The following is a 12,515-nucleotide window of genomic DNA, read 5'->3' on the forward strand; positions in this document are numbered from 1 at the left end:
TCTCGACAGGCTCCGCCGTCCTGACGGCACCCGGCGGTTCTCCCGACGATCAGAGAGCGATGCCCAACAGCGCGTCGACCGCCCGGCTGACGAGCCCGCCTGCGGTGGTGTCGTCGCCGCGCCCGTTGGCCGTCTCGGCGGCCCAGGCGTCGATGGCGGCCAGAGCCTTCGGTGTGTCGAGATCGTTGGACAGGTGATCCCGCACCCGGTCGATCACCTCGTCGGCGGGTGGCCCCGCCTGGAGCGCCACCGCCGCGCGCCACTTCGCGAGCCGGGCGGTACCGGCGGCCAGTACGTCGTCGGTCCACATCCGGTCGCTGCGGTAGTGCGCGTCGAGCAGGGCGAGCCGTAGGGCCGCGGGGTCGACGCCGTCGCCACGTAGTCGAGACACGAAGACGAGGTTCCCCCGCGATTTCGACATCTTCTCGCCGTCCAACCCGACCATGCCGGTGTGGCAGTAGTGCCGTGCGAACGGGTGCTCGCCCACGAGTGCCTCGGCATGCGCCGCACTGAACTCGTGGTGTGGGAAGATCAGGTCGGAACCGCCGCCCTGGACGTCGAATCCCATCCCGAGTCGCTTCCTGGCGATCACCGAGCACTCCACGTGCCAACCGGGCCTGCCCGCGCCGAGTTCGGATTCCCAGGACGGCTCGCCCGGCCGGGCCTGCCGCCACAGCAGGGCGTCCAGGGGGTGCCGTTTGCCGGGACGATCCGGGTCGCCGCCGCGCTCGGCGAAGAATCGCAGCATCTGCGCTTCGTCGTAGTTCGACTCGTAACCGAAGTGGCCGCTGGCGCGGTGATCGAAGTAGACGTCGGCGTACTCCGCGTCGTCGATCCGATAGGCAGCACCGGCCGCGATCAGCTCCGCGACGGCCACCGTGATCTCCGGGATCGATTCGACGGCGCCGACGAAGTGGCGCGGCGGTAGGACTCGTAGCGCCTCCATATCCTCCCGGAACAGGGCGGTCTCGCGCATCGCCAGCACCATCCAGTCCGTCTGGTCCCGGGTGGCGCGTTCGAGCAGCGGATCGTCGATGTCGGTGACGTTCTGCACGTACTCGACGTCGTGGCCGTTGTCCCGCCAGATCCGGTTGATCAGGTCGAAGGCGAGGTAGGTCGCCGCGTGACCGAGATGGGTCGCGTCATACGGGGTGATGCCGCAGACGTACATGCCCGCGGTCTTACCGGGCGCGGTGGGTCGCACCTGCGCCGAGGCGGTGTCGAAGAGCCGCAGGGGACGAGGTGTGCCAGGTAGGGCGGGCACCGGGACCGACGACCAGGTTTCCATGTCCCCGACCCTATGCGCGGTTGGCGATGCGAGGGCCGCCGGGTCGCCGACCTTCCCGCTGGGTGGTCATCGCGGCACGCTCGTGGCCTCGGAGTCCTCGGCGCGACCGCTCTCGGATGTGGTGCGCACCGCACCCGGCCCGATTCCGACCGCATCGCCGGGGTAGGAGACTCGGGGACATGGGATCGGGCGAGGTCGGGCTGGTCGAGTGGTGGGAGCGCCACCAGATAGCCCTCTATCTGGGAGCCATGGCGGTGGGAGCCGCCGTCGGGCTGCTCGCGGGGCACACGGCCACAGGGTGGGAGCGGGCGATCAACCCCGTGCTCGCCGCCCTGTTGTATGCGACCTTCCTTCAGGTGCCCGCCGCCGAACTGCTGCGTTCCCTGCGTTCCGGCCGGTTCCTCGGCGCGGTACTGGTGATCAATTTCGTGGTGGTCCCGCTGGTCGTGGCGGCGATGTTCACACTGTTGCCCGCCGACCAGGCCGTCCGACTCGGCGTGCTGCTGGTGCTGTTGGCGCCCTGCGTCGACTACGTGATCGTGTTCAGCGGGCTCGCGGGCGCCGACAGCAGGAAGCTGCTGGCGGTCACCCCGCTGCTGTTGATCGGCCAGATGCTGCTGCTGCCGGTATTGCTGGGGCTGTTCCTGGGTCCCGATCTCCTGGAGCTCGTGGAGCCGGAACCGTTCGTCGAGGCCTTCGTGCTGCTGATCGTCATCCCGTTGGTAGCGGCCTGGCTCACCCAGGCGTGGGCGGCACGGGCCCGGACCGGCCGTGTGGTCGCGAAGGGCGTCGGGATGGCGATGGTGCCGTTGACGGCGGCCACCCTGCTGACGGTGGCGGCGGCCGCCCTGCCCCAGGCGGGCGGCGACCTGCCCAGGGCGCTGACGGTCGTCCCGTTCTACGTGGTGTTCCTCGTGGTGATGCCACTCGCGGGGCTACTGGTCACCCGACTGTTCCGGCTGGGCGGCCGCGACGGTCGGGCGATCCTCTTCAGCGGGGCGACCCGTAATTCCCTGGTCGTGCTGCCGTTGGCGCTCGCCCTGCCCGAGGACGCCGCGATCGTCGCGGTGGTGATCGTCACCCAGACCCTGGTGGAGGTGATCGGCATGGTGGTCTACCTACGGTTGGTGCCCCGCGTCCTCCCGATCCGCGAGCCGCAGGGCTGAGCGGCCCCATTCGCCCGGATCGAACCGTCGAACGCGGTTGCCGAGCACACCGACCGGCCCGACCCGCGCACCGGCCCCGGAGGGTCGATGCGGCAGGCCGCACTATCCTCTCGCACGACCAGGCCAAGGCCGCTCCCTGCTCCGGGGCGGTCACCGTAATCCGGGGGATCATGCCGATGAGCGATGAGATCAGGACCGAGTCCGAGCGGGAATGGCCCGCCAGGACGGACGGCAAGCCGGGGTTCTGCTTCTCCTTCGTGCACCACACCCTGCCCGAACAGGCTTTGTGTCTGCTCGGCGGCGAGCAGGAGGACATCGTCGTGGTCACCCCGGAGCGGGCGGTCGAGTTGACCGGCTCCTTCGACCTCGGCTACCCGGAGGTCGCTCAAGCGGTACGGATCGGCGACTGGACGGTCTTGGTGGAGGTCGACGGCTTCCAGGGCACCCGTCGGGAGGTATTGCGTTCGCTGTCCGAGAACGGCGAGGTCTACTCGATCTTCCACGACGGCGGCGCGACCGGTCAGTTCAGTCACGCGGTGGACGGGGAGCTGCGTACCTGCTTCGACCAGCTGGCCCCGGAGCGCAGATGGGGTGCCGAACCCGATGCGCTGCTGGCCGCCATGGCCGAGGTCGGCCTCGGCGAATCGGACGGGACGGCGGGGGTCCCTCGGCCCGCCGCCACCGCACTCGCCCTCGTCGAGCGGCTGACCGGGGTGGTCGTCACCGAGGCACACACCACCGGGCACCTGTTGACCGTGCCCTTCCACGCCCCGCTGCCCGATGCACGCCCCGCACTGCGCCCCGCGGTGCTCGAACCGCATGCTCCCGAGGCTGCAGCTCGACTCAAGGAGCTATCCCGGCCGAGCTCCCGTGCCGAGTTGATCGATCTGGTCCGGGGCATGGCCGAGGCGGCAGGGTTGCTGGACTCGGAGGCGCTGCGGGCCGCGCTCGTTCAGACCGCCTCCGGTGCCGCCGTCGCTCTCGACCGGGGATCGCCGTTGTACGACCAGGTGATGGCCTGGCAGGTGGATCACCAACGCGCCCGCCGATCGGCGGAGCAGCCGGGGCAGGCCGACCGACTGGACACGCAGGCCCGCGCCGCGATGCAGGCACGCTACGAGGTCGGCCTCGCCGTGCGGGACGCGTTCGCCGTGTTGAACAAGGTGCGCTGAGCCTTCGAGTGCCGGGTCCGGATTCCCGGGCGCCGGCTGCTGTCTCCTCCCGGCCGTCGATCGGCGGTGCGTGCCTCAGCGGCCTCGGGTGAGATGGGCGTGGCACAACAGGGCGAGCAAGGGAAGGAAGGCGCCCGCCAACTCGGGCAGGCTCGCGCCGAACAGATACAGCCACAGGTCGTCCGGTACCGCCCACTCCGCCTGCGGTACGAAGAGGGGACGAAGCAGTTCGAACGCCCGCGGCAGTCCCTCGAACGGACCCACCTGGTACAGCACCAGCACCGCGATGATCAACGGTGCCAGCACCGATAGCGGCCGAGGCCGCGAATCGCCGCCGACCTGTTCGCGCCTGGGCGGCACGGGCACCGGGGTCGGCGACGGTTCGAGAGTCGATCGGCCGGGCTCGACGACCCGCGCCGACGTCGAACCGGTCTGGTCCAGAGTCCCGATCATCATCTCCGCCTCTCCCCCGCTGTGACAAACGGTAGGAAGCGGACGGGGATCGGGCGATCACGCCACCATCCCTGTCAGGGTGGTGCTAGCCATACCGCCATTGGCGGCACCGTGGGAGAGGCTCGAGCCGCGCGATGTCGTTCAACGGCGGGAGCGGCGGATATGCAGATAGTCCTGTACCACCGCAGCACCGAGCCCGTCGACGTCGGGGGTGTACACCCGCCCGCCGGTCCGCCGGGCCACCAGATCGACGAAGGCGGCGAGGCGCTCGTCCTGCCCGAGCCGGAACACGCTCAGCGCGGTGCCCATCCTGGCCAGGGCCTCGACCTCGGCCATCGTCGCACGCATCGTCCTCGGGGTCGGCGGGTAGTCGAACACCGCCTCCCCATCGGTCTCCAGGTGCGCGGTCGGCTCCCCGTCGGTGACCACCAGCACCACCGGCATCGCGTCGGAGTGCCGTCGCAGATGTCGACCCGCCAGCGCGAGGGCGTGGTGCAGGTTGGTGCCCTGCTCCATGGTGGCCTCCAGTTCGGTGAGCGCCGCGATGTCGGTGCGCGCGGCCCGTCGACCGAAGGTGACCAGCTGGAGGTGGTCGCCACGGAAACGGGTGGTGATCAGGTGGTGCAGGGCCAATGCGGTGCGCTTCATCGGCGCCCACCGACCGTCCTGGACCATCGACCACGACACGTCCACGCACAGCACCACGGCCGCGCGGGTCCGGTTCTCGATCTCGGCGAGCTGGATGTCGTCCACGACCAGATCGGGTCCGGGCCCGGTAGCCTTGCGCAGCACCGCGTTGCGGGCCGTGCCCGCCGCGTCCCAGGGTTCGCTGTCGCCGAACGACCACGGCTTGCCCGCACCGGTGGGCTCGCCTGCCGTCCCAGCCCGGCGGCCTTCGCGGATGCCTCGCAGTGACCTGGTCGCCTCGACGACGTCGCGCAGCAGATCTTGACCGAGGCTGCGCAGCGCGCGCGGCGTCAATCGCAGATCGCCGTCGGCAGATCGGTCCACCAAGCCGGTCCTGGTCAGTTCCCGTTCCAGATCGGCCAGCCCGTGCACCGCGATCCTGGCATCGGCACCGAGTCGACGTTCCAGAGCTGAGAGGTCGACGTCCTCCAGCCTGGCCCCCGGATAGGCCTGGCCCAGCTGCTCGGCCAGTTCGTCCAGCTCGCCGAGTTCGGTCAGTGCCTCGGCCGCCTCCGACAACGACAACGGTTCGGTACCTCGGAATCGGCCGCTGCCGCGCCAGTCCTCTCCGGGCCGTAGGTTCTGCAGCCGCGCATCCAACTCGCCGAGGCTCGCGGCCAATCGGGCATCGCCGAACGCCTGTTGGGACAGCTGGGCCAGCTCGGCCCGTTGCTGCGGCGAGAGCGAGTTGAGTGTCCTGGCCGCCGCTGCGGCCCGAGCGGCGAGCACGTCGATCAGCTCTTCGATGTCCCGGGGTTGTTCGGGGAAGAACCGGCCGTGCTCGGCCATGAAGGCGGCGAACCGATCAGGAACATCGGGGACTCCCTCGGCGTGGGCGGCCAGCAGCGCGTTGAGGTCGGCGAGCATCGCGCGAACCTGGGCCACCTGTTCCGGTCCGGCATCCCGTAGGGCTTGGCGCATTCCCTCGAACCGGGCGTCCAACAGCTGCTCGCCGAGCAGCTCGCGAATCCGTCGATAGTCCCGACCGGCCTGTTCGGAACGCCAGTCGTAGTCACCCAGCTCGCGCACGGCGCGGCCGGGGTTGGTCGACAGGGCATCCAGCCGCATCTCCCGGAACCGGGCGTCATCGGTGGGTTCGGGGAACAGGACCCGGCGCTCCTCGGCCAGCGCGCGAGCGAGCAGCTCGCGCACCTCGCTCAAAGTGCCGTCGACGCGATGCCGACGCTGCAATCGCGACCGCTGCTCCCAGATGCGTCGGGTCAACTCGTCGAGCCCGGTACGGCCGGGAAGGCCTCGTCGGAGCAGTTCGCGCAGCGCAGCCCTGGTGGAGGAGCCGTCCATCACGTCGTTGCCGATCTCGGCCAGGGCGGCCCGCAGATCCACGGGAGCGGCCAGCGGGTCCGGGCCGCCCTGGAAGCGGCCGTAGCGGTACCCGGCGACCTGCCCGAGCCGGTCGCCAGCGTCCTCGGGGTCCGACTCCCGGGGCGCCGAGGAGTCGTGGTCACCGTGGTGTGACATCTCGCCGTCGTCTCCTCTCTCGTGGCACGAACGCTGTGGGCATCCGGCGCCGCGATGGATCCGAGCCTCGTCGGCCGTGGCTCATGCCCCGTAGACGGAGTGCTCGGCATCGCTGTCCTTGCTGAGCTGCCGCGACAGGTAGAGCAGCTCCAGGGCCAGTTCGACCGCCGAGGCAACCGGACCGGCTGGTCCGGTGGGGTCGGCGCCCATCCGCTTGGCGATCTCCGCCACCTCCACCGCCTCCGGCAGGCTGCGGAGCAGTTCCTCGGCGGTGATGCGTTCCCCGGTAGTCACCGACCGGCCCGACACGGCCTCGGCGAGCGGCGCCAGGTCGATCCCGGCGAGCAGTTGGCGCGCGGTGTCGGCGGTGGCCCGCCGCAACAGGTGCCCGAGCAGCTCGTCCTCCCGGCCCTCCTCGCCCGCCTCGAACTCGATCTTGCCGCGCAGGATCGGGATGACGCCGTCGAGATCGACCGGCCGCGCCACGGCGGCGGCCTCCCCGGTGCGGGCCGCTCGCCGAAGCGCGGCCGCCGCGACCGTCTCGGCGGCCGCCACCGCGAACCGTGCCGAGACGCCGGAGCGTTGATCCACCGAGGACGAGGCCCGCAGGGAGCGCACGAACCGCGCGAGCACCTCGATCAGGTGGTCGCCGACCTCGGCGACCAGTTCGGCCTCCTGCCGGACCAGGGCGATCTCGGCCGTGATCTCCAGGGGGTAATGAGTACGGATCTCGGCGCCGAAGCGGTCCTTGAGCGGCGTGATGATCCGACCCCGGTTCGTGTAGTCCTCGGGGTTGGCGGTCGCGACCACCACGACGTCCAGCGGGAGCCGCAGCGTGTAGCCGCGGACCTGGACATCGCGCTCCTCCATGACGTTGAGCAGGGCCACCTGGATGCGTTCGGCGAGGTCGGGAAGCTCGTTGATCCCCACGATGCCGCGATGGCCTCGGGGTATCAGGCCGAAGTGGATGGTCTCCGGGTCGCCGAGACTGCGGCCCTCGGCGACCTTGACCGGGTCGACGTCGCCGATGAGGTCGCCGACCGAGGAGTCGGGGGTGGCCAGCTTCTCGGTGTAGCGCAGCGACCGGTGTACCCACTCGACCGGCAGATCCGGACCGAGTTCGGCCGCCCGCCTGCGGCTCGCCGGAGTGATCGGTTCGTAGGGATGCTCGCCGAGTTCGGCACCGGCGATCACCGGGGTCCACTCGTCCAGCAGTCCGGCCAGCGAACGCAACAGCCGGGTCTTGCCCTGGCCGCGTTCGCCCAGCAGCACCACGTCGTGGCCCGCCAGCAGCGCGCGCTCCAACTGCGGGAGGACCGTTCGGCCGAATCCGACGATGCCCGGCCACGGGTCGACTCCGGTGCGCAGCGCCGTCAGCAGGTTCTCCCGCATCTCGGACTTGACATCGCGCAATCGATGCCCGGAGGCACGCAACGCGCCCACCGTGGTGGGCAGTCCGGTGGGGATCGCGGGGGTGGCGGACAACGGAAGATCGCTCACGCCTCGACGCTACGCAGTCTTGCCCGCGCACACCACGTCGAGTCGCTCCAGCTCCCGAGACCCGACCGCGACCGGCGATCGGGGCGGACCCGACGGCGCTGCGCCGCGCAGGGCGAGCCCGCCGGTCGGGGCGGCGGCAGGCCAACTACGGTGTGCTCCACGATCCAGCACGGATCTCGATGGGAAAGGCGGCCAGGGTGCTTCCGACGGTGACCGCGACGCGGTACGTGACCCCGTTGCGCGAGGGCGGTTCGCTTCCCGGCCTGGTGGAAGCCGACGACGAGGGCACCTACGTCGTGAAGTTCTGGGCCGCCGGTCAGGGCCCCAAGGTGCTCGCGGCGGAGATCATCGCCGGCGAGTTGGCGCGCCGACTCGGATTCCGGGTGCCGGACCTGCTCATGATCGAGATGGATCCGCGCATCGCCCGTCATGAGCCCGACGAGGAGGTGCAGGCGCTGCTGGCCGCGAGCGCCGGACGCAACCTCGGCATGGACTTCCTCCCGGGCGCCTTCGGGTTCGATCCGGACGCGTTCCCGCCGGATCCGGCGGAGGCGGCGCGGGTGCTGTGGTTCGACGCGTTGATCAACAATGTCGACCGCAGCTGGCGCAACCCCAATCTGCTGCGCTGGCATCGGGAGTTGTGGCTGATCGACCACGGTGCCGCGCTGTGGTTCCACCACGATTGGTCTCGGGCCGGTACGGCCGCTCGACGCCCGTTCCGCGCCGACGACCATGTCCTGGCCCGCCATGCCGCCGATCCCGCCGAGGCTCACCGCGAGCTGGCGGACGGCGTGACCGAGTCGGTGTTGCGCGAGGTCGTCGAGCTGGTTCCCGATCAATGGCTGGTCGACGACGACTCCGGGTCCGGGGCGTCCGCCGCCGAGCGGCGAACGGCCTATGTGGACCACTTCCTCGCACGGATCGAGTCCGCACCGCACTGGGTGCCGGGAGGAGCGGCGTGAGCGAGCTGGCGGTGTTCGAGTACGCGACGCTGCGCGTCGTGCCCCGCATCGAGCGGGCCGAGTCCATCAATGTCGGTGTGCTGCTCTACTGCGGGTGGCTGGACTTCCTGCAGGCCACCGTCGCCCTGGACGCACAGCGACTGACCGCCTTGGACCCTCGCTCCGATGTCGACTCCGTTCGCGCGGCCCTGCGGTCCATCGAACGCGTCTGCTCCGGCGAGGATCGGCTGGTACCGGCCTGTCAGACCAGTCGGGGCCAACGCTTCCGTTGGTTGACCGCGCCCCGCAGCACGGTGGTGCAGACCGGACCGGTCCATGCCGGTCTCACCGACGATCCGGCGGCCGAACTGGAGCGATTGACGACGACGCTGGTTCGCTGAGTCCAGCCCTCACGGTGGTGCGGTGGGACGGCAGACGTCCGTCGATCGTGTCGCGCCGTCGGCGTCACCCGTGATTACTCGCCGCTGCCCGCCTACGATCGCGAGTGGACGTCACAAGAGGACCGCGCTGCGGCACCGATGCGCTTCGGGGCTCCTCTCGACGAATAGGAGCGCACAATGGACACTCCCGGACGACGGCATCGCGTCATCACCGCTTTCGGCTCCGCCACCTTCATGACCCTGGTCTTCGCCCTGTTGAGCAGTCTCGACGACCTGCCGCTCACCGAACTTCCGTTGGCGTATCTGGTCTTCTTCGGATTCTGGATCTTCGCGACCTGGGTGGCGCAGCCGTGGTTCGACCGGCTGCGCGGCTGGCCGGTCGGGCAGGCCCATCGGTCTGATCAGCCGCACTCGGGCGAGTCCTGATTCTCGCTGCGGGGTTCCGGTGCGCTCACTCGATTCGGCCGACCGCCGCATAGAACCCTGCGTGCTCGCCGCCGATCGAGGGCTCGCCCCGCCACTCGGTCGCGTCCACCAGGCCCGGTTCCACCAGGGTCATCCCGGCTGACATCGCCTCCAGCTGCGCCCGGGTCCGGGTCAGCACCGGGGTATTGGCCTGTTGATAGACCCTGGTGGCCGCCCGGGCCTGCACCGGGTCGTGATCGTCGGTCACGTGCGAGATCACCACGTGGCTGCCCGGTACCAGCACCGACCGATAGGCGGCGAGGATCTCCTCGGGACGCTGTTCGTCGGGGATGAAGTGCAGTACCGCGACCGCCAACACCGCCACCGGGGCCGTGAAGTCGATCAGCTCCCGGACGGTCGGCTCGGCGAGTACGGCGGCGGGATCCCGCAGGTCCGCGTGTGTCACGGTCGCCAGTGGATTGGCCGCCAGCAGGTGTCTGCTGTGTGCGACGGCGACCGGTTCGTTGTCCACATAGGCTACCCGGCAATCCGCCGCCGCGTGTTGGGCGATCTCGTGCACGTTGCCCACGGTCGGGATGCCGGATCCGAGATCGACGAACTGACGGATGCCCTGCTGCACGCAGTACCGCACCGCTCGGCCGAGGAAAGACCGGTTGGCGGAGACGGCCTGCCGCATCCAGGGCATCACCTGCAGCGCCTTGTCCGCCAGCTCCCGATCGGCGGCGAAGTTGAACGCCCCGCCCAGGTAGTAGTCGTACATACGTGCCGCGTTGGGTCGATCCAGGTCGATTCCGGTCCCGGTCCAGCTGACATCGGTCTCCACGCTGCCGCTCCCTCTCGAACGGACGGATCACCGAGAGCGCAGTCGGCGCCGCGTCGACTCGGTCTGCCGTCGGCGTCACTGCCCGCAGCGCAGCCTGCCCAGTTGATCCACTTCCGTCAAGGGTCGGCGATCACGGGGACCGACGCGCCCTCGATCACTCGCCGCCGACCAGGTGGGCGTTCGGCCTGCGGGCCTGCGGGGCGAACTCGGGAAGCTCCACGACCTCGCGGTCGGCCCCGCGCAGCAGTTCGGCTCCCTGGCAGTCGACGAACAGCGCGGGCTCCCGCCAAGCGAAGACGACCCGGGAGATCGGGGTGTCCAGGATCAGGCTCGTGCAGCTGCGCGGGCGCGACGCCCGGGTGCTGCACGGTTCGAGCGAGCTGTAGATCGTCGCTCCGACCAGTCGGGGATCGGTGGCGGACAGACCGGCGAGCGCGACCTCCTCGGCGTGGTCATGCGGGTCGGTCGCCCGGGAGTATCCGGTCGCGATGACCTCCCCCGACGCATCGGCGATGATCGCGCCGACCGAGAAGGCGTGTGTGCTGGGCGGGCATCGGTCGGCGAGCGCGATCGCGCGCAGCAGCAGTCGGTGGTCTCGCGGCTGGTCGGTCATCACACCAGTCTGCCCACTCCGGCGAGCCGGGCCGCACCACGGTGCCGCGTGCCCGGCCAGCGCGGCACCGCACCAGCTCATCGAGCCCGGTGCCGGCCGGGATCACGTCAGAAGGCGGGCCACGGGATGGCGGGCCACTCATCCGAGGGAGAGGGGAACACCCCGGCGGCCGCCAGTCGGTCGATGCGGTCGCCCAACGCGGCGACCTCCTTGCGGGTGAGGTGGTCGTGCAGCGCATCGCCCAGCCCACCGGCCAACTGTGCCCGTAGCGAACCGAGGGTCTCCAGGGCCTCGGCGCCGAGGCCCTGGCCGATCCAGCCCCACAGGACCGTCCGGAGTTTGTCCTGGGTGTTGAGGCAGATGCCGTGATCGACCGCGAAGACCTCGCCCTCGGCGGTACTCAGCACGTGGCCGCCCTTGCGGTCGGCATTGTTGACCACGGCGTCGAGCACCGCCATCGTCTTGAGTCTCGGATGGTCGGCGTGAGCCAGCACCGCCGGTTCACCCGCTCGATCATGGGCCTGCAGAACCGGTCGCCAGCCGCTGGGCACCTCGGCGGGGCCGGTCACGTCGACGAGTTCGGCATCGGTGTCGGTGTCGATCCATAACTGCACCATGCCCGGACCGAAGGGACCGGGACGCAGCACCGTCGGCGGGACCAGATCCCACCCGGCGGCGGCGCTGATCAGGTACGTCGCGACCTCGCGCCCCGCCAGGGTGCCGTCGGGGAAGTCCCACAGCGGCTGCTCGCCCCGCACCGGTTTGTACACGCAGTGCCCGGAGACACCCTCGTGCTCGATGGCGCAGTAGAGCGTGGCGTTGGAGGCCGCGACCAAACGGCCCTCGACCTCGATCCGGCCATGCCGCAGAAACTCGAGCGCCGAGGGATCATCGGGTCTCACCGACACCGGCGTTGCCTCAGCCCTCGTCGCCGCGACGGTAGCCGTTCTGACGGGGGCAGATGTGGCCTGCGGGATCCAACGGCTCTCCGCACAGCGGACAGGGCTTGCGCCCCGCGTTGACCACCCGTTCGGCCCGCGCCGCGAACGCCCTGGCCTGCAGGGGCGTGAGGAACACCCGGAGCGCGTCCGGACCCTCCTCGGTGTCGTCGAGTACGACGGACTCGTCGACCTCCTCCTCGGTCATCGCCAACAACTCGATGACCACGGCGTGGGTCTCGGCGTCCCACCCCAGCCCCATGGTTCCGACGCGGAACTCCTCCTCGACGGGCACGTCGAGGGGTTCCACGTCGATGACCGCCTCGGGCGCCGCACCGGGGACTTCGGTGTCGAAACGCAGCGCCACCTCCTCCAGGAGGGCGCCGATGCGTTCGGCGAGCACCGAGACCTGTTGTTTCTCCAGCTGAACGCTCACCTTGCGGACGTCCTCGGACGCCTGAAGGTAGAAGCTGCGGTCGCCGGGCTGCCCGACGGTTCCGGCGATGAACCGGTCGGGCTGACGGAATACATGAATGACACGAGCCATGACACCGACGACATTAGGCCACCGGGCTCCACCGGGCAGCGCACTCCCCCCAGTTGGCCGCGAAATCGTCTCGGCTTCTGG

The 12,515-nt window shown here is 70.2% G+C and carries 13 protein-coding genes; 5 read left to right on the forward strand and 8 right to left on the reverse strand.

Annotated features, from left to right (window positions below; translation table 11 throughout):
- Positions 1-49: 49 nt before the first annotated feature.
- Complete coding sequence (gene mshC / locus BKA25_RS14045; protein WP_069849226.1) at positions 50-1,288, reverse strand: cysteine--1-D-myo-inosityl 2-amino-2-deoxy-alpha-D-glucopyranoside ligase; 1,239 nt, start codon at positions 1,286-1,288, stop codon at positions 50-52.
- Positions 1,289-1,467: 179 nt separating this feature from the next.
- Here mshC and BKA25_RS14050 point away from each other — a divergent pair, with 179 nt between their 5' ends.
- Together BKA25_RS14050 and BKA25_RS14055 are read left to right on the forward strand one after the other, a co-directional pair.
- Positions 1,468-2,454 (forward strand): bile acid:sodium symporter, encoded by a 987-nt coding sequence (locus tag BKA25_RS14050; protein WP_069849224.1) that lies wholly within the window; start codon positions 1,468-1,470, stop codon positions 2,452-2,454.
- 176 nt (positions 2,455-2,630) lie between these two features.
- Positions 2,631-3,626, forward strand: a complete 996-nt coding sequence (locus tag BKA25_RS14055) for a DUF6461 domain-containing protein (RefSeq protein WP_157421059.1) — start codon at positions 2,631-2,633, stop codon at positions 3,624-3,626.
- A 75-nt stretch (positions 3,627-3,701) separates the two neighbouring features.
- Here the strand turns inward: BKA25_RS14055 and BKA25_RS14060 are convergent, their stop codons facing one another.
- The 3 genes from BKA25_RS14060 to BKA25_RS14070 form a co-directional block, all read right to left on the reverse strand.
- Positions 3,702-4,082 carry a hypothetical protein gene (locus BKA25_RS14060; RefSeq protein WP_069849221.1) on the reverse strand — a complete coding sequence of 127 codons (381 nt, stop codon included), beginning with the start codon at positions 4,080-4,082 and terminating at the stop codon, positions 3,702-3,704.
- 138 nt (positions 4,083-4,220) lie between these two features.
- The gene (locus BKA25_RS14065; protein WP_157421058.1) at positions 4,221-6,245 is read right to left on the reverse strand and encodes a vWA domain-containing protein; all 2,025 of its coding nucleotides are present in this window, start codon (positions 6,243-6,245) and stop codon (positions 4,221-4,223) included.
- 81 nt (positions 6,246-6,326) lie between these two features.
- A complete protein-coding gene (locus tag BKA25_RS14070) occupies positions 6,327-7,745 on the reverse strand; it encodes a sigma 54-interacting transcriptional regulator (RefSeq protein WP_236750787.1) in 1,419 nt (472 codons plus the stop codon).
- Positions 7,746-7,954: 209 nt separating this feature from the next.
- On the opposite strand from BKA25_RS14070, the gene BKA25_RS14075 reads away from it, so the two are divergent.
- From BKA25_RS14075 to BKA25_RS14085, 3 genes are all read left to right on the forward strand, one after another.
- The gene (locus tag BKA25_RS14075; protein ID WP_236750785.1) at positions 7,955-8,707 is read left to right on the forward strand and encodes a HipA family kinase; all 753 of its coding nucleotides are present in this window, start codon (positions 7,955-7,957) and stop codon (positions 8,705-8,707) included.
- Positions 8,704-9,087 carry a DUF3037 domain-containing protein gene (locus BKA25_RS14080; protein WP_069849219.1) on the forward strand — a complete coding sequence of 128 codons (384 nt, stop codon included), beginning with the start codon at positions 8,704-8,706 and terminating at the stop codon, positions 9,085-9,087. The genes BKA25_RS14075 and BKA25_RS14080 overlap by 4 nt, the downstream gene beginning before the upstream one ends.
- 177 nt (positions 9,088-9,264) lie before the next feature.
- Positions 9,265-9,513 carry a hypothetical protein gene (locus tag BKA25_RS14085; protein WP_069849217.1) on the forward strand — a complete coding sequence of 83 codons (249 nt, stop codon included), beginning with the start codon at positions 9,265-9,267 and terminating at the stop codon, positions 9,511-9,513.
- 25 nt (positions 9,514-9,538) lie between these two features.
- Here the strand turns inward: BKA25_RS14085 and BKA25_RS14090 are convergent, their stop codons facing one another.
- The 4 genes from BKA25_RS14090 to BKA25_RS14105 form a co-directional block, all read right to left on the reverse strand.
- A complete protein-coding gene (locus tag BKA25_RS14090) occupies positions 9,539-10,336 on the reverse strand; it encodes an SAM-dependent methyltransferase (RefSeq protein WP_236750783.1) in 798 nt (265 codons plus the stop codon).
- A gap of 154 nt (positions 10,337-10,490) precedes the next feature.
- Positions 10,491-10,949, reverse strand: a complete 459-nt coding sequence (locus BKA25_RS14095; RefSeq protein WP_069849216.1) for a cytidine/deoxycytidylate deaminase family protein — start codon at positions 10,947-10,949, stop codon at positions 10,491-10,493.
- Positions 10,950-11,056: 107 nt separating this feature from the next.
- A complete protein-coding gene (locus tag BKA25_RS14100) occupies positions 11,057-11,851 on the reverse strand; it encodes an Rv2133c family protein (protein WP_446323468.1) in 795 nt (264 codons plus the stop codon).
- Between the two features lie 16 nt (positions 11,852-11,867).
- Positions 11,868-12,434, reverse strand: coding sequence for an Rv2134c family protein (locus BKA25_RS14105; RefSeq protein WP_069849213.1), 567 nt, complete (start codon positions 12,432-12,434; stop codon positions 11,868-11,870).
- Between the last annotated feature and the right edge of the window lie 81 nt (positions 12,435-12,515).

Source organism: Actinoalloteichus hymeniacidonis (genome assembly GCF_014203365.1).
GTDB lineage: Bacteria > Actinomycetota > Actinomycetes > Mycobacteriales > Pseudonocardiaceae > Actinoalloteichus_A > Actinoalloteichus_A hymeniacidonis.

What these genes read in the sequence shown, in the direction of transcription:
- mshC (WP_069849226.1), bottom strand. Translation starts at nt 1,288, where the DNA reads ATGGAAACCTGGTCGTCGGTCCCGGTGCCCGCCCTACCTGGCACACCT.
- BKA25_RS14050 (WP_069849224.1), top strand. Translation starts at nt 1,468, where the DNA reads ATGGGATCGGGCGAGGTCGGGCTGGTCGAGTGGTGGGAGCGCCACCAG.
- BKA25_RS14055 (WP_157421059.1), top strand. Translation starts at nt 2,631, where the DNA reads ATGAGCGATGAGATCAGGACCGAGTCCGAGCGGGAATGGCCCGCCAGG.
- BKA25_RS14060 (WP_069849221.1), bottom strand. Translation starts at nt 4,082, where the DNA reads ATGATGATCGGGACTCTGGACCAGACCGGTTCGACGTCGGCGCGGGTC.
- BKA25_RS14065 (WP_157421058.1), bottom strand. Translation starts at nt 6,245, where the DNA reads ATGTCACACCACGGTGACCACGACTCCTCGGCGCCCCGGGAGTCGGAC.
- BKA25_RS14085 (WP_069849217.1), top strand. Translation starts at nt 9,265, where the DNA reads ATGGACACTCCCGGACGACGGCATCGCGTCATCACCGCTTTCGGCTCC.
- BKA25_RS14095 (WP_069849216.1), bottom strand. Translation starts at nt 10,949, where the DNA reads ATGACCGACCAGCCGCGAGACCACCGACTGCTGCTGCGCGCGATCGCG.
- BKA25_RS14105 (WP_069849213.1), bottom strand. Translation starts at nt 12,434, where the DNA reads ATGGCTCGTGTCATTCATGTATTCCGTCAGCCCGACCGGTTCATCGCC.